The 17,745-nt window shown below is 56.1% G+C and carries 20 protein-coding genes and 1 tRNA gene; 4 read left to right on the top strand and 17 right to left on the bottom strand.

What is annotated here, in order from left to right:
- Nucleotides 1-4: 4 nt before the first annotated feature.
- Nucleotides 5-81, top strand: a tRNA-Pro gene (locus OGX80_RS17950).
- A gap of 210 nt (nt 82-291) precedes the next feature.
- The gene (gene narP, locus OGX80_RS17945; RefSeq protein WP_012131563.1) at nt 292-939 is read left to right on the top strand and encodes a nitrate/nitrite response regulator protein NarP; all 648 of its coding nucleotides are present in this window, start codon (nt 292-294) and stop codon (nt 937-939) included.
- Between the two features lie 78 nt (nt 940-1,017).
- On the opposite strand, the gene OGX80_RS17940 is transcribed toward narP, so the two are convergent.
- The 15 genes from OGX80_RS17940 to napF form a co-directional block, all read right to left on the bottom strand.
- Nucleotides 1,018-2,067 (bottom strand): cytochrome c-type biogenesis protein CcmH, encoded by a 1,050-nt coding sequence (locus tag OGX80_RS17940; protein ID WP_114848230.1) that lies wholly within the window; start codon nt 2,065-2,067, stop codon nt 1,018-1,020.
- On the bottom strand, nt 2,064-2,621 hold the full coding sequence (dsbE, locus tag OGX80_RS17935; RefSeq protein WP_012131561.1) for a thiol:disulfide interchange protein DsbE: 558 nt from the start codon (nt 2,619-2,621) through the stop codon (nt 2,064-2,066). Before dsbE ends, OGX80_RS17940 begins: the two co-directional genes overlap by 4 nt.
- On the bottom strand, nt 2,618-4,561 hold the full coding sequence (locus tag OGX80_RS17930; protein ID WP_047462438.1) for a heme lyase CcmF/NrfE family subunit: 1,944 nt from the start codon (nt 4,559-4,561) through the stop codon (nt 2,618-2,620). The genes dsbE and OGX80_RS17930 overlap by 4 nt, the downstream gene beginning before the upstream one ends.
- The gene (gene ccmE / locus OGX80_RS17925; RefSeq protein ID WP_012131559.1) at nt 4,558-5,037 is read right to left on the bottom strand and encodes a cytochrome c maturation protein CcmE; all 480 of its coding nucleotides are present in this window, start codon (nt 5,035-5,037) and stop codon (nt 4,558-4,560) included. The genes OGX80_RS17930 and ccmE overlap by 4 nt, the downstream gene beginning before the upstream one ends.
- Entirely contained in the window at nt 5,034-5,246 is a 213-nt protein-coding gene (ccmD, locus tag OGX80_RS17920) for a heme exporter protein CcmD (RefSeq protein WP_012131557.1), read from the bottom strand. The genes ccmE and ccmD overlap by 4 nt, the downstream gene beginning before the upstream one ends.
- The gene (locus OGX80_RS17915) at nt 5,243-5,980 is read right to left on the bottom strand and encodes a heme ABC transporter permease (protein ID WP_012131556.1); all 738 of its coding nucleotides are present in this window, start codon (nt 5,978-5,980) and stop codon (nt 5,243-5,245) included. Before OGX80_RS17915 ends, ccmD begins: the two co-directional genes overlap by 4 nt.
- A 144-nt stretch (nt 5,981-6,124) precedes the next feature.
- A complete protein-coding gene (gene ccmB / locus OGX80_RS17910; protein ID WP_012131555.1) occupies nt 6,125-6,784 on the bottom strand; it encodes a heme exporter protein CcmB in 660 nt (219 codons plus the stop codon).
- Complete coding sequence (ccmA, locus tag OGX80_RS17905; protein WP_102949630.1) at nt 6,781-7,407, bottom strand: cytochrome c biogenesis heme-transporting ATPase CcmA; 627 nt, start codon at nt 7,405-7,407, stop codon at nt 6,781-6,783. Before ccmA ends, ccmB begins: the two co-directional genes overlap by 4 nt.
- A gap of 6 nt (nt 7,408-7,413) precedes the next feature.
- The gene (gene napC / locus OGX80_RS17900; RefSeq protein WP_012131552.1) at nt 7,414-8,016 is read right to left on the bottom strand and encodes a cytochrome c-type protein NapC; all 603 of its coding nucleotides are present in this window, start codon (nt 8,014-8,016) and stop codon (nt 7,414-7,416) included.
- 9 nt (nt 8,017-8,025) lie between these two features.
- The gene (napB, locus tag OGX80_RS17895; RefSeq protein ID WP_024130166.1) at nt 8,026-8,475 is read right to left on the bottom strand and encodes a nitrate reductase cytochrome c-type subunit; all 450 of its coding nucleotides are present in this window, start codon (nt 8,473-8,475) and stop codon (nt 8,026-8,028) included.
- Nucleotides 8,472-9,335, bottom strand: coding sequence for a quinol dehydrogenase ferredoxin subunit NapH (gene napH, locus OGX80_RS17890; RefSeq protein WP_047462425.1), 864 nt, complete (start codon nt 9,333-9,335; stop codon nt 8,472-8,474). The genes napB and napH overlap by 4 nt, the downstream gene beginning before the upstream one ends.
- Nucleotides 9,322-10,017 carry a ferredoxin-type protein NapG gene (napG, locus tag OGX80_RS17885; protein WP_024130165.1) on the bottom strand — a complete coding sequence of 232 codons (696 nt, stop codon included), beginning with the start codon at nt 10,015-10,017 and terminating at the stop codon, nt 9,322-9,324. Before napG ends, napH begins: the two co-directional genes overlap by 14 nt.
- A gap of 6 nt (nt 10,018-10,023) precedes the next feature.
- Nucleotides 10,024-12,510, bottom strand: a complete 2,487-nt coding sequence (gene napA, locus OGX80_RS17880) for a nitrate reductase catalytic subunit NapA (protein WP_012131548.1) — start codon at nt 12,508-12,510, stop codon at nt 10,024-10,026.
- Nucleotides 12,507-12,773 (bottom strand): chaperone NapD, encoded by a 267-nt coding sequence (gene napD / locus OGX80_RS17875; RefSeq protein ID WP_012131547.1) that lies wholly within the window; start codon nt 12,771-12,773, stop codon nt 12,507-12,509. Before napD ends, napA begins: the two co-directional genes overlap by 4 nt.
- The gene (gene napF / locus OGX80_RS17870) at nt 12,760-13,254 is read right to left on the bottom strand and encodes a ferredoxin-type protein NapF (protein ID WP_024130164.1); all 495 of its coding nucleotides are present in this window, start codon (nt 13,252-13,254) and stop codon (nt 12,760-12,762) included. Before napF ends, napD begins: the two co-directional genes overlap by 14 nt.
- 77 nt (nt 13,255-13,331) lie before the next feature.
- On the opposite strand from napF, the gene yojO reads away from it, so the two are divergent.
- Nucleotides 13,332-13,499 carry a protein YojO gene (gene yojO, locus OGX80_RS22455; protein WP_487490358.1) on the top strand — a complete coding sequence of 56 codons (168 nt, stop codon included), beginning with the start codon at nt 13,332-13,334 and terminating at the stop codon, nt 13,497-13,499.
- Between the two features lie 165 nt (nt 13,500-13,664).
- Nucleotides 13,665-14,162: a serine protease inhibitor ecotin gene (eco, locus tag OGX80_RS17865; protein ID WP_115182318.1), complete on the top strand. Its 498-nt coding sequence runs from the start codon at nt 13,665-13,667 to the stop codon at nt 14,160-14,162.
- A gap of 102 nt (nt 14,163-14,264) precedes the next feature.
- On the opposite strand, the gene mqo is transcribed toward eco, so the two are convergent.
- Nucleotides 14,265-15,926 (bottom strand): malate dehydrogenase (quinone), encoded by a 1,662-nt coding sequence (mqo, locus tag OGX80_RS17860; protein ID WP_012131544.1) that lies wholly within the window; start codon nt 15,924-15,926, stop codon nt 14,265-14,267.
- 243 nt (nt 15,927-16,169) lie between these two features.
- Nucleotides 16,170-17,606, bottom strand: coding sequence for a magnesium transporter (gene mgtE / locus OGX80_RS17855; RefSeq protein WP_115181382.1), 1,437 nt, complete (start codon nt 17,604-17,606; stop codon nt 16,170-16,172).
- Nucleotides 17,607-17,745 lie beyond the last annotated feature (139 nt).

Genomic DNA, 17,745 nt, shown 5'->3' with positions numbered 1-17,745 from the left:
AAGTCGGCACGTAGCGCAGCCTGGTAGCGCACCGTCATGGGGTGTCGGGGGTCGGAGGTTCAAATCCTCTCGTGCCGACCAAAATCCCTTAGAAAAACCAACCTCTTACGGTTGGTTTTTTTATGTCTGCCGTTCCCTTCCAGTACTGTGCTAACACCGCATAATCAAAAGGTTTTACTACTTACCCATGCCCAAAATAGGGTAAAATTTATTCTCTCATCAACGCGATGAATCTGGACGATTTTCGCGCTAAAAACAATAATGATACGAGTATGTACTCAGGAGAATAGTATGCCTGAAGCAACGCCTTTTCAGGTGCTTATTGTGGACGATCATCCACTTATGCGACGAGGTATTCGTCAATTACTGGAACTGGATACCGCATTTAATGTCGTTGCCGAAGCTGGCGATGGGGCGAGTGCTATCGATCTGGCAAGCCGTCTCGATCTTGATCTGATCCTGCTTGACCTGAATATGAAAGGCCTGAGCGGGCTTGATACGTTGAATGCGCTGCGTCGGGATGGCGTCACCGCACAGATCATTATCCTGACGGTTTCCGACTCTGCCAGTGACGTGTACGCGCTGATTGATGCCGGGGCGGATGGCTATTTACTGAAAGACAGCGACCCGGAAGTGCTGCTGGAAGCGATTCGTGCTGGCGCCAACGGCGGCAAGGTATTCAGCGATCGCGTCAGCGAATACCTGCGCGAACGGGAACTGTTTGGCGCAGAGGAAGATCCCTTTAGCGTGCTCACTGAACGCGAACTGGACGTGCTGCACGAACTGGCTCAGGGGCTGTCGAACAAACAGATTGCCTCCGTGCTGAATATTTCTGAGCAGACGGTTAAGGTGCATATTCGTAATTTACTGCGAAAGCTGAACGTGCGCTCGCGCGTCGCGGCGACCATTCTCTTTTTACAAACACGCGGAATGCAGTAACAAGATATGCCCGATGGCGCTACGCTTATCGGGCCTACAAGTCGCGTGGCAAGTACTATCCGGCCTTGCCACACTCATTTATTCCGCCTGCGGCGAAAGCTGCGCTAATGCCTGCTTAATACTGCGTTCAATCACTGCCCGGCGGGAATCATTGGCGGGCAGCAATTTCAGCATCATCTCCCAGGCTGCGACCGCCTCGCCGAAACGCTGCTGCTCGAAGGCATTAAACGCATACATACTCAACGTCCGAATGTTGGCATGATCGCTTCTCACCAACTGGCGCAACAGCTCCCCTCCCCGACGATTATCATCAGGATCGGAAGAACGGGTCAGCGCTTCCGCATACCCTAATGCGGCATCGCTATTTTTGGGATCCAGTCTGTACGCATTGGCATACGCTTCCGTCGCCGTGCTGGCATTCCCCAGCACCATGCCGATACGCCCAAGCATAATCCAGCCTTCCACATTGCCAGCATCGCTTTGCAGTCGGGTACGCAAACCAAGCGCCAGGCGTGTCATCTCTTCTTCATTCAGCGGCTGCGCGTCAGGGTTCAGCGCACGCTCCAGCAGCGCTGGCGTCTGCGCCGTAGCCTGTTGCCAGATTTTTACCTGCTGATAGTTACCGGTCTGGTAGTAACTTACCGCCCCGACAATCAGCGCGATCACAACCCCGGGAGCAAACAGCCATAATCCGGCCTGGCGTCCCTTCGGCGTCACCTCATCAGAAAAGGTTTCCTGTTTAACACGTACGCGCCGCCGCGAACGGGCGAAGATAATCCAGCCGCCAGCGCCAATAGCGGCGATCGGCAAGATCCACAACAGCACGGTAAGCGGCGTCAGCGGCGGATCGTAGGTGACGAAGTTACCGTAGCGCGCCACCATGTAATCAACGATCTCCTGCTTGCTTTTACCTTCCTGCATCAGTTCATAAACCTTCTGACGCAGGTCGGTGGCAATCATCGAGTTAGAGTCCGCGATGCTGTTGTTCTGGCATTTCGGGCAGCGCAGCTGCTCGGTGAGCTGGCGGAACTGCTGCTCCTGCGCTTCATCTTTGAACTGCATAACATCAATGGCAGCCAGCGACGAGCCGGAGATCACCAGCATCAGCACGCCCAGTAAGAATCTCATTGCGCGGCCTCCTTGCTGTACTGCTCCCAGAGCGGTTTTATTTCACTTTCCCATACTCTGGCGTTCAGATCGCCTGCATGGCGATAACGAATGATCCCTTTACCGTCGATCAGGAAGGTTTCCGGCGCGCCGTAAACGCCCAGATCCAGCCCAAGCATACCGTCGCCATCAAACAGGCTTAACGCATAAGGATTCCCTAACTCTTTCAGCCAGGTAATCGCTTTCTGGCGATCGTCTTTGTAATTCAGACCAACCACGCGAATTCCCTGCGCAGACAGCTGATTCAGATACTGATGTTCAGCGCGGCAGGTCGGGCACCAGGTCGCCCACACGTTAAGCAGCACCGGTTTCCCCTGCGTCAGCACGTCTGCCTGATAATGCTGACCAGGATTTTCCAGCGATTCGAGACGGAAGGTCGGCACCGGTTTGCCAATCAGCGCCGATTCCAGATTCGTCGGATCGTCCCCTTCCGCATTACGCGCCAACTGCCACAGCAACGCCGCCGCAATAACCAGAAAAATGACGAAAGGTATTAACAGTACGTTGCGCTTCATACAGCCTCCGGCGCGGTTTTTTGCGGGCATGAACGCTGGCGATAGCGCGGATCAAACAGGCAGAACAACCCGCCAAGCGCCATCAACAGCCCTCCCGCCCAGATCCAGCGAATAAACGGTTTGTAATACAGGCGCACCGCCCATGCGCCATTGTCCAACTCTTCGCCGAGAGCGGCATACAGATCGCGGGTGATCCCGCCATCGATCGCCGCTTCCGTCATCATTGAGCTGGTGCTGTTATAAAAACGTTTTTCCGCATGCAGCGTCGCTTCTGCTTTACCTTCCCGCGTCACGCCGATAATCGCCACCCCGCCGCGATAGTTCGGGCCGGTAATCTCCTTCACTTCACGGAAGGTGAATTGATAGTCGTGGATGCTGACGCTGTCGCCCGCTTTCATGCGGACATCACGTTCCACGCTGTAGTTTTGGCTAAACGCGATGCCGACAATCGTCACCGCCAGCCCAACATGCCCGGCGACCATTCCCCAGTAGCTGAGCGTCATTTTCGTACCGCGCGAAACGCGCTGCGCGACTTCCGCTACCGCCAGCACAAATACCCAGCACGCCATCGCCAGCCCGACCACCGTCATGGCGACAATCTTGTCTTCAAACAGCCACGGCAGCAGCATCGACAGCACTAACGTGCTCACCAGCGCGATAACCAACAACCGCTGCAACTTGCGCGGTCTGTCACGTCCCCAGCGAACCAGCGGCCCGATGCCCAGCAGCAGCGCGAACGGCGCCATCAGCCAGGTGAACATGGTATTAAAGAACGGTTCGCCGATTGAAATACTGCCCAGACCGAGCTGTTTATGCACCAGCGGCAGCAATGTTCCCAGCAACACCACCAGCATGGCGGCGATAAGCAGGACGTTATTGGCTAACAGCAGTGACTCACGCGACCAGAGCGCGTTATTCACCCGCGAGCGAACCTTGTGTCCGCGCGTCGCGAACAGCAGCAGCGAACCGCCGATCACCAGTACCATAAAGGCGAGAATAAACATCCCGCGCGATGGGTCGGAGGCAAAAGCATGCACCGACACCAGCACGCCAGAACGCACCAGGAAAGTACCGAGCAGGCAGAGTGAGAAGGCGCATATTGAAAGCAGGAGCGTCCAGGCTTTGAAGCTGGCGCGCTGTTCAGTCACCGCCAGGGAGTGCATCAACGCGGTGCCCACCAGCCACGGCATAAATGAGGCGTTTTCCACCGGGTCCCAGAACCACCAGCCGCCCCAGCCCAGCTCGTAATAGGCCCAGGCAGAGCCAAGCACGATACCCAGCGTTAAGAATACCCATGCGGCCAGCGTCCAGGGACGGGAAAAGCGGGCAAAGGTGCTGTCCAGACGCCCACTCATCAGCGCGGCGATCGCGAACGCAAACGCCACCGAGAAACCGACATAGCCCATATAGAGCAGCGGCGGGTGGAAGATCAGCCCCGGGTCCTGCAACAGCGGATTCAGGTCGCGCCCTTCAATCGGAAAGTTGGGCAACGTACGGGAAAACGGGTTGGAGGTGAACAGAATAAACAGCAGAAAACCGACGCTGACCATTCCCATCACCGCCAGTACGCGGGCGACGATATCCAGCGGCATCCGCTGACTGAACACGGCCACGGCAAACGTCCAGCCGCTCATCAGCAATACCCATAGCAGAAGCGACCCTTCGTGCGCTCCCCAGGTCGCGGCGACGCGATACCAGACCGGCAGTTGCGTGTTGGAGTTGCTGGCGACATAGGTAACAGTAAAATCATTCACCACGAAGGCATTGATCAGCACCAGAAACGCGCCCATCACCAGGATAAACAGCAGCCAGGAGAATGGCCTCGCCGAGGCCATCATGCGCACATCGCCGCGCCCCACGCCCCACAGCGGATAAACGGACAGCAACAGCGCCACGCCGAGTGCGAGACACAGCAGCGCGTTGCCAATTTCAGGCATCATGATGCTTTATCCTTATAAACGCTTTCCGGGCGACGATGGTTTTCCTGCATCGCTTTTTCAACTTCCGGCGGGGTATAGTTTTCATCATGTTTGGCGAGCACCTCTTTCGCCTGCACATGGTTTTTCTCGCCCAGCTCCCCCTGCACCACCACGCCCTGCCCTTCGCGGAACAGATCCGGCAGAATGCCTTCGTACGTCACATCCACCACGCCTTCGGCGTCGTAGATGCTGAAATTCACTTTCAGCGAATCCGGGTCGCGTTTCACGCTTCCGGGCATGACCATGCCACCGACGCGCAGGCGTTGCCCCACTTCAGGCAGTTGGTGCGTTTCGCGTTTACCGTAGAGAATTTCGCCTGGCGTATAGAACAGGTCGATATTGGAACGCAGCGCATAAAGTACCAGCGTGATAGTCAGAGCCAAACCGGCCAGCACCGCGCAGGCTATCCACAAACGATTTTTTCGACGGATATTCATGCCGCCTCCCGCTGCGCCTGCGCCGCACGCATCCGCGCTTCACGCGCTCGCTGCTGCGCCACACCGCGCAAAATCACGCGGTGCTGCATGGCGGTATGCACCACCAGCGCCGCCAGCGGGATCACTGTCATCACAACCGCCAGCCAGACATAAAAGGCGTAACCGCCCATAGCAAAGAAATCACTCCAGGATGCAAATGCGCTGGTCATTGGCGGCCTCTTTTTAAAATCAGTTCACTCACCCACGGGCGACGTTTTTCCATTAACAAAATCAGGTTACGCATCCGCATCAGCGCCAGCGTGATAAACAGCAGCAGATAACCGATAATCGCCAGGCGCAGCGGCGCGCGCATCGCCGGGTCAATGCTCTGCTGCATACGTGTTGATCCCTGATGTAGCGTATTCCACCACTCCACCGAGTAGTGGATGATCGGCAGATTAACGACGCCAATCAGCACCAGAATGCCCGCAGCGCGCCCCGCCAGGCGGCGATCGTCAAAGGCGTGCCACAACGCTATCGCCCCGACGTACAGGAACAGCAGCACCAGTTCGGAGGTCAATCGCGCGTCCCATACCCACCAGGTTCCCCACATCGGTTTTCCCCAGGCAGAACCGGTAACCAGCGCGATAAAGGTAAACACCGCGCCAACAGGCGCCATCGCCGCCACCGCCAGGTTAGCCATTTTCATTTGCCAGACCAGACCGATGAATGCGGCAACCGCCATCGAGGCGTAAATCCCCATCGACCAGATCGCCGCCGGGACATGCAGGTAGATGATGCGGTAGCTTTGCCCCTGCTGATAATCCGCAGGCGCGAAGCCAAACCCCCAGACCCAGCCCGCCGCCAGCACCACCACGCTGGCTATCGCCAGCCACGGGATGAACCAGCCACAGATCTGATAAAGCCGTGGGGGAATCGCCAGTTGATGAAGAGTTTTCCACATAGTTCAGTCACCAGATTCAATCAAAACGAATGAAACTTCAGTTATGCCGGATGACGGCAAAGACGCCTTATCAGACCTACAGACTTTCCTGATAAGCGTAACGTCATCCGGCATCCTACAGTTTGTCGCCAGTCAAAGACCGCGCTACTGCATGCTGATACGTAACGCTGCCGCCGTAGCAAAAGGGCTTAACGTTGCGCTGCCCGCCAGCAACGCGCCCAAAATCGCCATGTATCCCTCAACGGGCAAATGCATGGAGGCCGCATCCATCGCCGCAGTGGCGAAAATCAGTAACGGAATGGTCAGCGGCAGCACCAGCACGCTCAGCAATACGCCGCCGCGCTTCAGGCCCACCGTTAACCCCACGCCCGGCGCGCCAAGAAAACTCAGGGTCGGCGTGCCAAGCAGCAGAGTCAGCGCCATGATTTGCCAGCCGTACATATCCATTCCCAGCAATAACGCCACCAGCGGGGAGAGGATCAGCAGCGGCAGACCGGTCACCACCCAGTGCGCCATCACTTTCGCCAGCACCACCGCCGGTAACGGCAGCGGCAGGAGCATCAGTTGCTCCAGGCTGCCGTCCTGTAAGTCATCGCGAAACAGACGCTCCAGCGCCAGCAGCGAGGAGAGCAACGCCGCCACCCAGATAATGCCGGGAACAATGCGCGCCAGCAGCTGCGGCTCCGGGCCAATGCTCAGTGGGAAAAGCGTGATAACAATCAGAAAGAACCACAGCGGGTTAGCAATTTCCGCGCTATGACGAAACGCCACGCGCAGCTCAAGACGAAAGATTTGCCACATCATTGCGCTGCCCTCTCGCCGGTCAGCGCGATGCGCCGTATTTTGTCAGTCGCGACATTCAGCGGCTGGTGCGTGGTGAGGATGACGATCCCGCCCTGCTGTGTATGTTCAGCCATGCGCTGCGTCAGACGCTCAACGCCATTGACATCAATGGCGGTAAACGGCTCGTCGAGGATCCAGAGCGTCGCGCGGGTCAGCCACAGACGCGCCAGCGCCACGCGCCGTTGCTGTCCAGCGGAAAGCTGGTTGACGGGGATGTCTTCGTATCCGGCCAGCCCCGCCTGCGCCAGCGCGGCCAGACACTGCGCCGTATCGCCGTCATGGTGGAAAAAGCGCAGGTTCTCCAACGCCGAAAGCCGGGTTTTAATCCCCGGCTGATGTCCAATCCACAACAGATTTTGATGGTAGCTGTCGCGCACGCGGTGCAACGCCTGCTCTTGCCAGCACACTTCCCCTGCGTCGGGGCGCGCCAGCCCGGTGAGCAACCGCAAAAGGGTGGTTTTCCCCGCGCCGTTGCCCCCGGTAATTTGTACCCATTCCCCTGCGTTCACGCGAAACGACAGCCCACTGAACAGTATTCTGTCATCCCGCTCGCAGAGCAGTTCTCTGGCTTCAAGCATACCCACTCATTATTAAAAGCCCGGTTTCACTTCGCGCATATCCGGGAGTTTATGCGCAATCCCTTTGTGGCAGTCGATACAGGTTTGCCCCTCTTTCACTGCCTGGTCGTGCATTTTGGCGGCAACGCCTTTCTGAGCGGTGAGATCCATAAATTCGAAGTTGTGGCAGTTACGGCACTCCCGCGAATTGGTGTCTTTCATCCGTCGCCACTCGCTCTGCGCCATTGTCAGACGGTGATCTTCAAACTTCTGCGGAGTATCGATAATGCCGAACACCTTCCCGTACAGCTCTTTACTGGCCTTGATCTTACGGATCATTTTCGGGCCCCACTCGTGCGGAACGTGACAGTCAGGACAGGTGGCGCGAACACCGCTGCGGTTGTTGTAGTGCACGGTTTCCATGTATTCCTGATAGACGGTGTTGCGCATTTCGTGGCAGCTGATACAGAACTCTTCGGTGTTGGCCTTTTCCATCCCGGTGTTGAAACCGCCCCAGAAAATAATGCCGCCAACAAAACCGATTAACAGCAACGTGCCGATCGCCAGGCGGCTGGGGCGACGCCACCATTGCCAGACCCGCTTAATCACACCAGGTTTACGGTTAGAATTTTCCATAATGACCTCTTATTTCCCGTAACCTTTCGACGGAGTAAAGGTATTACCCACGATCGGCGCGGCATCCGCCTGCGGCACATGGCACTGCAAACAGAAGTAACGACGCGGCGCGACTTCGCCTAAAACTTTGCCGTCGCTGTCCATAAAGTGCGTTGGGCTAATACGCGGCGCGCCGGTCGTACGGTAGCTTTCCACACCATGACATTGCAGGCAGCGGTTGGTATTGGTCGTTACCTGATAACCTTCAACGCTATGCGGGATCATCGGCGGCTGATTAACATAGTTCAGCGGCATACGTTCCTGCTCTTTCGGCATGCGAATCGCCCCTTCCTGCGTCCCCGAAACTTCCGGCGACTGGCTCAGATCCACTCCGTTTGCTGCCCAAACCGCACCACTCACCACCAGGGCAAGCAGGGCCGTCCATTGACACAGCGCTTTCTTCAGGTCATGGCTTTTCATGATTTCGCTCCCGAACTCCATCGTGTTGTTATTGTAAATACGTCCTCAGAACAGACATCCACGCAGCGACCGCACGTCATGCAATCGCGGCTGGTGACCTGCACCGGGCTTTGCTCATCCAGCACCGGCGCACGCAGGACGTGCGGTTCCGGGCAAACATGAAAACAATCCATACAGCGGTTACATTTCTCGCGATCTTTCGCCGCCACCGTTAGCGCGCCTTTACTTCCCAGCACGCCATACAACGCGCCCAAAGGGCAGATATGTCCGCACCAGCCGTGTTCAACGACCAGTAAATCAAATAAAAACAGAGCGATAATCAGCAGTGCACCGCTACCGAATCCCATCACCAGGCTACGCCCCAGCAGGGAAACCGGGTTTATCCATTCCCACAGTAGCGTTCCGGTTAGCGCCGATCCCACCAGCACGACAACCAGAAGGACGTACCGTATATGACGCGGAATCGTTGCGGACTGATTCAGGTCAAACCTTCTGCGTAGCCAGTTCGCAAAATCGGTAATTGGGTTCAGCGGACAGACCCAACTGCAAAATAATCGCTTTCCTGCCAGGGCATACAGCACCGTAATAATGGCGGCGCCAGTCAGCGCAACGGCGGCAGGTAAATGCCCGCTGGCAAGGCTTTGCAACGTTATCAGCGGGTCGGTTAAAGGAATGGTATCCAACAACAAGCTACTGCTGTAGTTACCGTGCAGAATCCAGACGCCCGCCCACGGGCCACTGAGAAACATTCCCAGCACCAGAAACTGACTTATCCGCCGCAAAACCAGCCAGCGATGGCTGCGCCACCAGCCTTTTTTCGCTCGCGCTTCGCGCCCGGCATCGCGTTTACGATTTGCCATCTTTCCCCTCCAGCCAGCCGAAGCGGTAGTGGTGCCCCAACTCCCCTTTCGCCAGCGACAGCGGCAACACTTTTATCGCCGGTTGTTCCAGCACACAGACTTTTTCGCATTTACCGCAGCCGGTGCAGGCGTCGCTGTGAACGGTGGGAAGAAAGCGCGCATGTTTGCCGGTACGCATATTGCGATCCAGCTCCAGCGTGATCGCCTCATCGATTTTTGGGCACTCGCGATAACAAACATCGCAGCGCAGTCCCTGGAAGTTAAGGCAGTTCTCCTGGTCCAGCAGTACCGCCAGCCCCATGCGCGCATCGTCAATGGATTCGATCTCTCGATCCAACGCCCCACTGGGGCAAACTTTGGCGCATGGAATGTCTTCACACATTTCGCAGGGAATATCGCGGGCGACAAAGTAAGGCGTACCGGCAGACAAACCCGAAGCCAGCGTCGCCAGCTTCAGGGTGTCATACGGACATGCCTGAACGCACTGCCCGCAGCGCACGCAGGCGCTGGCGAACGCGTCTTCACTCAATGCCCCCGGCGGGCGCAACCGCACGCCCGTTGCGCGAGCGGTTTGCTGCTGTAACCCCAGCGCTACGCCAACGGCAGCCAGCCCGCCTGCCGTGCGAACCATATCGCGCAAAAAGCGGCGGCGGCCATTTTGGGGTTTCGCTGACCGGGACATGGTGTGTTACACCTTCGCCAGTTTGACGGCGCACTTCTTGAAATCCGTCTCTTTAGAGAGCGGGTCCGTCGCATCCAGCGTCAGGTTGTTCACCAGCTGTGCGGCGTCGAAGAACGGCATGTACACCAGTCCCTGCGGCGGACGGTTACGCCCGCGCGTTTCAACAACCGAAATCACTTCCCCACGGCGGGAGATGACTTTGACCTTATCACCACGGCGCAGGTCGCGCGTTTTCGCGTCCAGCGGATGAATAAAGAGCACCGCTTCCGGGAAGGCGCGATGCAGCTCAGGCACGCGGCGCGTCATGCTGCCGGTGTGCCAGTGCTCCAGTACGCGACCGGTAGAGAGCCACAGGTCATACTCTTTATCCGGCGCTTCCGCGGCGGGTTCAAACGGCAGGGCGAAAATCACCGCTTTGCCGTCCGGCTTACCGTAAAACTTGTAGCCTTCTCCCGCTTTGACATACGGGTCATGGCCTTCGCTGTAACGCCACTGGGTCTCTTTACCGTCAACCACCGGCCAGCGCAGACCGCGCGCTTTGTGATAATCATCGAACGGCGCGAGATCGTGGCCGTGTCCGCGACCAAACCAGGCGTACTCTTCAAACAGCCCTTTTTGCAGGTAGAAACCCAGCTCACGGGATTCATCGTTCAGCTGGTCTTCCGCCAGATCGGTCAGCGGGAATTTGCTGACCGCAGGCGTGGCAAACAGAACGTCGTAGAGGGTTTTGCCGCGCAGTTCTGGTTTTTGCGCCAGCAGATCTTCCGGCCAGACCTCTTCCGTTTTGAAACGACGAGCGAACTGCACCAGCTGCCACAGGTCTGATTTCGCTTCACCCGGCGCTTTAATTTGTTGACGCCAGAACTGGGTACGACGCTCAGCGTTACCGTAGGCCCCTTCTTTCTCCACCCACATCGCCGTTGGCAGAATCAGGTCAGCGGCCAGCGCGCTGACGGTCGGGTACGGATCGGAGACGATGACGAAGTTACGCGGATCGCGCCAGCCCGGCATACGCTCTTCGTTGATGTTCGGCCCGGCCTGCATGTTGTTGTTGCACATCACCCAGTAGACGTTCAGCTTGCCGTCTTTCAGCGCACGATCCTGCGCTACGGCGTGCAGACCGATTTTCGCCGGGATGGTGCCCGTTGGGATCTGCCAGTGTTTTTCGCAGATATCACGGTGTTTTTCATTAGTGACCACCATGTCCGCAGGCAGGCGGTGGGAGAATGTCCCAACTTCACGCGCCGTACCACAGGCGGAAGGCTGACCGGTCAGGGAGAACGGACCACAGCCTGGCTGGGAGATCTTGCCGGTCAACAGGTGCAGGTTATACACCAGGTTGTTGGCCCATACGCCACGCGTATGCTGGTTAAAGCCCATCGTCCAGTAGGAGATCACTTTTTTCTTCGGATCGGCATACAGCTGCGCCAGCTGCTCCAGCTGATCTTTCGGCACGCCGGTCATTTCTGCGGTTTTCTCCAGCGTGTACTCCGCGACAAACGCTTTGTACTCGTCGAAGCTCATCGGCTCAGAGGCGTCGGAGCCCGGATTCTTCGCCGCTTTTTCCAGCGGGTGCGTTGGACGCAGACCATAACCGATGTCGGTCGTCCCTTTACGCAGGTTGACGTATTTGCTGAAGAAATCCTGATTTATCGCATTATTTTGAATGATGTAATTGGCGATATAGTTGAGGATCACCAGATCGCTTTGCGGCGTAAAGACGATGCCGTTATCCGCCAGCTCAAAGCTACGATGCTGGAAGGTTGAGAGAACCGCGACATTAACGTTCGGATCGGACAGACGGCGGTTGGTGATGCGCGACCACAGGATCGGGTGCATCTCCGCCATGTTAGAGCCCCATAGCACAAAGGCGTCGGCTTGTTCGATATCGTCGTAGCACCCCATCGGCTCATCCATACCAAAAGTACGCATGAAGCCCACCACCGCCGACGCCATGCAGTGGCGCGCGTTCGGGTCGATATTGTTGGAACGGAAACCGGCTTTGAACAGCTTCGCGGCGGCATAACCTTCCCAGACCGTCCACTGCCCGGAACCAAACATACCAATCGCTTCCGGCCCTTTTTCTTTCAGGGAGGCCTTAAATTTCTCTTCCATCACATCGAAGGCCTGATCCCAACTGATTGGGGTAAATTCGCCTTCTTTGTTGTACTGGCCGTCTTTCATGCGCAGCATCGGCTGCGTTAAACGGTCTTTGCCATACATGATCTTGGGCAGGAAATAGCCCTTAATGCAGTTAAGGCCACGGTTGACCGGCGCATCAGGATCGCCCTGACAGGCCACAATACGGCCCTGCTGAGTACCGACCAGCACGCCGCAACCCGTTCCGCAAAAACGGCACGGGGCTTTGTCCCATTTGATGGCTTCCTGCTGACCAACCACTGCGCGGGCGACGCCCGGCACGCTTAGCCCGGCAGCCGCCGCAGCGGCCGCAACGGCGTTAGCTTTCATAAAGCTACGACGACTGAGTTTCATGGTGTTTCCTCACCTTGCTCATCCTGCTGGTGATAAACCAGCGACACCGCCAGCACGCCCGCAACGTTGCGTACCGACTCAATTGTTTGCATCAGCGTTCCGCTGTGTTCTGCTTCCACCACCACGATCAACTGACCGCTGTCGACATCGCTCAGCGCGACTTCACAGCCCGGAAACTGGTGCAATTGCGTGCTGATGTCGGTGATGTGCTGACTTTTGGCCTGGACGACCAGGCTACAGACCTGCCAGTTACTGTGCTGCATGGTTGTACTCCGCATTGATCGCTGATGTCGGGCAAATAGCGACACACGCCCCGCATCCGCTGCATGCCTGATTGTCGAGTTGCGGCTGATAAATGCCTGACAGCGTGGGGCGAAACGTTATCGCCAGTGGTTCGCAGCTATCCTGGCAGCGATGACACTCAACGGACTGATACGCCAGACAATTCTGCCCAATCGTAAAGTTCAGATCCCATGCCCTGGTGTGGCGCGGAAGGAAGAGTGATTCAGGACAGGCTTGCGCGCAGGCATAACAAAAGCTGCATTCACCCTGCTTAAAATTAACGCCCGGATAGCCGCCCTGCCCCCGCTGTAAAATGTCGGTTTCACATGCCTGAATGCAGGCGTCGCAACGGATGCAGTGCGTCAGGAAGTGTGATTCGTCCCCAGACCAGGGCGGACGGAGCCCGCTGTTGGCTTTGCGCCAACTGCCTGTCAGTATTCCTCGACGGGATAGATCAACCATGACATCGCCCTTCCATCACGACGCTCACACCGGAAGGTGAACGACTAAATAAACCGCACTACCACTAAGTCATTATTATGATCGGTAAGATATTTCAGGATGTGTTAGAGGTGCATACCCCGATTGGGGTAAATGCTGTCGCCGGATCAAAAGAGTGTGGGGTTAGCGTATCTGAATGTGCTTTTGTTCACATTTCAAAGGGTTATATCAATAAGTATATAACGAAAGGCTTAATTGGAGAATAATCCTATTTAACGCGTAAGAAATGGAATATATCGCTATCAAACAAGTAAACATTCAATTAACCATCTTAAAATATAAGTAAATTTAGATTAATAGCCAATATGAATGTGTTAACCTGCCGGGAATCGTTCAGAAGACAGAAGAAAGGAAACGCTGTGAACTCGAAAATGAAGACAATTGTACCTGCTGTACTGTTAGCGGCTTTCGCCAGTACCTCCGCATGGGCGGCGACCAGCGATGCCAATACGCAACCTCTGGAAAAAATCGCGCCGTATCCGAAAGCGGAAAAAGGGATGAAGCGCCAGGTTATCCAGCTTACTCCCCAGGAAGATGAGTCTACCCTGAAAGTGGAACTGCTGATCGGCCAGACGCTGGAAGTGGATTGCAACCATCACCGTCCTGGCGGCGAACTGGCGAGCAAAACGCTGGAAGGCTGGGGTTACGACTACTACGTTTTTGATAAAGTAACCTCCCCGGTTTCTACCATGATGGCCTGCCCGGATGGCAAGAAAGAGCAGAAGTTTGTGACGGCCTATCTGGGCGATGCCGGAATGGTGCGTTATAACAGCAAGCTGCCGATCGTGGTGTACACCCCGGCTAACGTAGAGGTGAAATACCGTATCTGGAAAGCGGAAGATAAAGTACAGGACGCAGTGACGCGTTAAGGAACGTTTTGCCGGATGGCGGCATACCGCCTTATCCGGCCTACATATTGCTCGTTGTAGGCCGGATAAGTGCAGCGCCATCCGGCATGCCGCAATACGTTTTTACAGCGCGATATCCGCGACAGCTTTATGCGCCGGCTGCGGTTGAACCTGCGGCTTAAGCTGCGGTTTTGGCGCTTCGTCCACCACCTGCGGCTTGTCATATTTCAGCCCCAGAACGTCGCTGGTGTATTGCAGCTCTTGTTCCGTGGCCTCAATATTGCCGTTCAGCTTAGTCCCGTAAGACGGAACAATCGTTTTCAGCTTCGCCTGCCATTCCGGGCTGGCCACTTTCTCTTTAAACACTTTTTCCATCAGATGCAGCATGATCGGCGCAGCAGTGGATGCCCCCGGAGACGCGCCCAGCAGCGCGGCAATCGTACCGTCTTTGTCGCTGACCACTTCAGTGCCCAGACGCAGTACGCCGCCCTTGTCTTCATCACGCTTGATGATCTGCACACGCTGGCCCGCCTGCCACAAACGCCAGTCTTCTTTCTTCGCCTGCGGATAGTACTCTTTCAGCGCTTCAAAGCGTTCATCATCGCTCAGCATCACCTGGCTAATCAGGTATTTCACCAGATCGAAGTTATCCATCCCTACGTTGACCATCGGCATAAAGTTAGAGGTCGTGGTCGAACTCAGCAGATCCCACAGCGAACCGTTTTTCAGGAACTTCGTGGAGAACGTCGCGAACGGCCCAAACAGCACGACGCGTTTGCCATCCAGGATACGGGTATCGATGTGCGGTACGGACATCGGCGGCGCGCCGACCGACGCCTGGCCGTATACCTTCGCCAGGTGGTTGTTAACCACATCCGGGTTCTCTGAAACCAGGAACTGGCCGCCAACCGGGAATCCCGCGTAATCTTTCGCTTCAGGAATGCCCGTCTCCTGCAACAGCTTCAGCGCCGCGCCGCCCGCACCGATAAAGACAAATTTCGCCTTAATCGCATGTTCTGCTTCACCGTTTTTCAGATCGGCGACGGTCACGGTCCAGGAGTTATCCGCGTTACGTTTAAATCCACGGACTTCGGTATTCAGTTGCAGCGCAAAGTTCGGTTTTTTCTGCAACGATGCCACCAGCTGACGCGTGATTTCCCCGTAGTTCACGTCAGTACCAATTTCAGTGCGGGTCGCGGCAACCTTCTGTTTCGGGTCGCGACCTTCCATGACCAGCGGCGCCCACTCTTTAATTTGCGCATGATCTTCGGAGTAACGCATACCGCGGAACAGCGTGCTCTGCTGCAACGCGGTATAGCGGGCGCGCAGGAAATTGACGTTATCATCGCCCCAGACAAAGCTCATGTGCGGAACGGTATTGATAAACGAGTGTGGTTCGTGCAGAACGCCGCTCTGTACCTGATGCGCCCAGAACTGGCGGGAAACCTGGAAGGCTTCGTTAATGTCGACTGCCTTTTCGATGCTGACGGAACCGTCGGCTTTTTTCGGCGTGTAGTTCAGTTCCATCAGCGCGGAGTGGCCTGTTCCGGCGTTGTTCCAGCCGTTAGAACTCTCCTGTGCAACCCCATCCAGTCGCTCAACCATGGTCATTGACCACTCCGGTTCCAGCTCCTGCAAATAGGTTCCCAACGTGGCGCTCATGATGCCGCCGCCAATCAACAGTACATCCGTTTCCTGCTCTTCGGTCGCTTTCGCTTTTGCCGCCATCGAGACAGCATTCAGCCCCACAGCCATGGTGAAGAGCATGGCAGTCACTTTTTTCATAATGTTAATGCCTTACTTTTAGTATCGTTTTTTTGCTTTTTGCAGGTGAAAATCGAGCGGCATCAACGTTAACACTTCAGGTAAAAGATTTAAATATTGTTTATAAATTATATTAAGATTTTAAAAACGTTAGTAATACGTTGAATATTTATAAGGTTATTGACGATTAACGGGGCAACAGCATTCCCGCATCGCTCATCGCCATGCTTTTGCTGCTACGGATGATCAGGCGTAATCAGGCGGTTAAAGCAGAAATGCCGTCGCCAGCCCCAGAAAAATAAAGAAACCGCCGGTATCGGTAATGGCGGTAATCATCACGCTTGAGCCGACCGCCGGGTCGCGCCCGAGCTTTACCATCGTCATCGGGATGATCACGCCCATCAGCGCCGCCACCAATAAATTAAGCACCATCGCCAGCGTCATAACGCCGCCAAGGGCGATATCGTCGTAGAGCCACCAGGTCACGCCGCCCATGATGCCGCCCCAGACAAGGCCATTGACCAGCGCCACGCCCATTTCACGCAAAATGAGAAAGGTCAGGTTGCCGGGCTGAATATTTTGCAGCGCCAGCGCGCGAACAATCATGGTAATGGTTTGATTCCCGGTATTGCCGCCAATCCCGGCGACAATCGGCATGAGAGAAGCCAGCGCCACCAGCTGCGAGATTGTGTGTTCAAAGCCGTCGATCACCCGGGAGGCGATAAACGCCGTGCACAGGTTTATCGCCAGCCATGCCCAACGGGTTTTTACCGCTTTGGCGACGGGCGCAAAGACATCTTCTTCGGCGCTCAGCCCCCCCATGCGACGCAGATCGGTGTCGGTTTCTTCGTAGACCACATCAACGATCTCATCGATGGTCAGGCGTCCCATCAGTTTGCCGGAAGGATCGATCACGGCGGCGCTGACCAGGTTGTCACGTTCAAAGGTGCGCGCCGCATTCTCAGAGATATCTTCCGGGGCAAAGGTCAGCGGATCGTCATCCATCACGTCGCTGACTTTACGCTGCACGTCACTGAGCAGAATACGCGTCAGAGACAGCTCGCCGACCAGTATTTTATTCCGGTTCGTTACAAAGAGTTTGTCGGTGTTTTCCGGCATTTTTCCCAGACGGCGTAAATAGCGCTGCACCACCTCCAGCGTCACGTCCGGGCGCACGGTGATGACCTCGAACTCCATGATCGCCCCGACGCGATTCTTCTCGTAGTGCATAACCTGACGGACACGGGCGCGCTCCTCCGGCGGCAGCGTCGCCAGCAGTCGCCCGGTGAGGTTACGCGGCAGGTGCTGAACGAGATAAATCTGTTCGTCAATGTCGAGGTATTGCAGCGCGTCCAACAGCGCGCGGTCGGTCATTTCATCAATCAGGTCATCCCAGACGTTTTCGGACGCTTCCAGCAGCACTTTGCCGCGTTTTTCATTCTCGACCAGCCGCCATAAGGCATGACGTTCTTCGGAAGGCAGCGCTTCAAGGGTATCCGCCAGGTCCGGCGGCGGCAGGTGAGCCACCAGCGCCCCTACCTCAGCAATATCGTCGGCCAGCGTACCGACATCATATTGCTCAGCCAGGGTGAGCTTGCCTGACAGGGCGGAAATAATCGCTTTATCGGTGGTGAGCAGCCAGATAAGACGCGCACGCTCTTCATCGCGCAGTCTGGCGCTGTTTTTGGTCATTGCGGACATTAATTATAAATCCATGAAATGAGATGCCATTAAGCATGGCGTGAGGTTATATAAATAACAATAAACGGCACCGCGAATGGACAAAAAATCAGCATCATGCAGGGAATGGCAGGCCCGATAAGCGTCGCGCCATCGGGCA

The sequence above is a fragment of the Citrobacter sp. CK194 genome (assembly GCF_030333395.1).
Classification (GTDB): Bacteria; Pseudomonadota; Gammaproteobacteria; order Enterobacterales; family Enterobacteriaceae; genus Citrobacter_B; species Citrobacter_B koseri.
This window is presented reverse-complemented; position numbering and strand designations above follow the sequence as displayed.

Excerpts from the sequence above, each read along its gene's own strand:
- narP (WP_012131563.1), top strand. The coding sequence starts at position 292 with ATGCCTGAAGCAACGCCTTTTCAGGTGCTTATTGTGGACGATCATCCA.
- OGX80_RS17940 (WP_114848230.1), bottom strand. The coding sequence starts at position 2,067 with ATGAGATTCTTACTGGGCGTGCTGATGCTGGTGATCTCCGGCTCGTCG.
- dsbE (WP_012131561.1), bottom strand. The coding sequence starts at position 2,621 with ATGAAGCGCAACGTACTGTTAATACCTTTCGTCATTTTTCTGGTTATT.
- OGX80_RS17930 (WP_047462438.1), bottom strand. The coding sequence starts at position 4,561 with ATGATGCCTGAAATTGGCAACGCGCTGCTGTGTCTCGCACTCGGCGTG.
- ccmE (WP_012131559.1), bottom strand. The coding sequence starts at position 5,037 with ATGAATATCCGTCGAAAAAATCGTTTGTGGATAGCCTGCGCGGTGCTG.
- ccmD (WP_012131557.1), bottom strand. The coding sequence starts at position 5,246 with ATGACCAGCGCATTTGCATCCTGGAGTGATTTCTTTGCTATGGGCGGT.
- OGX80_RS17915 (WP_012131556.1), bottom strand. The coding sequence starts at position 5,980 with ATGTGGAAAACTCTTCATCAACTGGCGATTCCCCCACGGCTTTATCAG.
- ccmB (WP_012131555.1), bottom strand. The coding sequence starts at position 6,784 with ATGATGTGGCAAATCTTTCGTCTTGAGCTGCGCGTGGCGTTTCGTCAT.
- napC (WP_012131552.1), bottom strand. The coding sequence starts at position 8,016 with ATGGAAAATTCTAACCGTAAACCTGGTGTGATTAAGCGGGTCTGGCAA.
- napB (WP_024130166.1), bottom strand. The coding sequence starts at position 8,475 with ATGAAAAGCCATGACCTGAAGAAAGCGCTGTGTCAATGGACGGCCCTG.
- napH (WP_047462425.1), bottom strand. The coding sequence starts at position 9,335 with ATGGCAAATCGTAAACGCGATGCCGGGCGCGAAGCGCGAGCGAAAAAA.
- napG (WP_024130165.1), bottom strand. The coding sequence starts at position 10,017 with ATGTCCCGGTCAGCGAAACCCCAAAATGGCCGCCGCCGCTTTTTGCGC.
- napA (WP_012131548.1), bottom strand. The coding sequence starts at position 12,510 with ATGAAACTCAGTCGTCGTAGCTTTATGAAAGCTAACGCCGTTGCGGCC.
- napD (WP_012131547.1), bottom strand. The coding sequence starts at position 12,773 with ATGCAGCACAGTAACTGGCAGGTCTGTAGCCTGGTCGTCCAGGCCAAA.
- napF (WP_024130164.1), bottom strand. The coding sequence starts at position 13,254 with ATGGTTGATCTATCCCGTCGAGGAATACTGACAGGCAGTTGGCGCAAA.
- yojO (WP_487490358.1), top strand. The coding sequence starts at position 13,332 with ATGATCGGTAAGATATTTCAGGATGTGTTAGAGGTGCATACCCCGATT.
- eco (WP_115182318.1), top strand. The coding sequence starts at position 13,665 with ATGAAGACAATTGTACCTGCTGTACTGTTAGCGGCTTTCGCCAGTACC.
- mqo (WP_012131544.1), bottom strand. The coding sequence starts at position 15,926 with ATGAAAAAAGTGACTGCCATGCTCTTCACCATGGCTGTGGGGCTGAAT.
- mgtE (WP_115181382.1), bottom strand. The coding sequence starts at position 17,606 with ATGTCCGCAATGACCAAAAACAGCGCCAGACTGCGCGATGAAGAGCGT.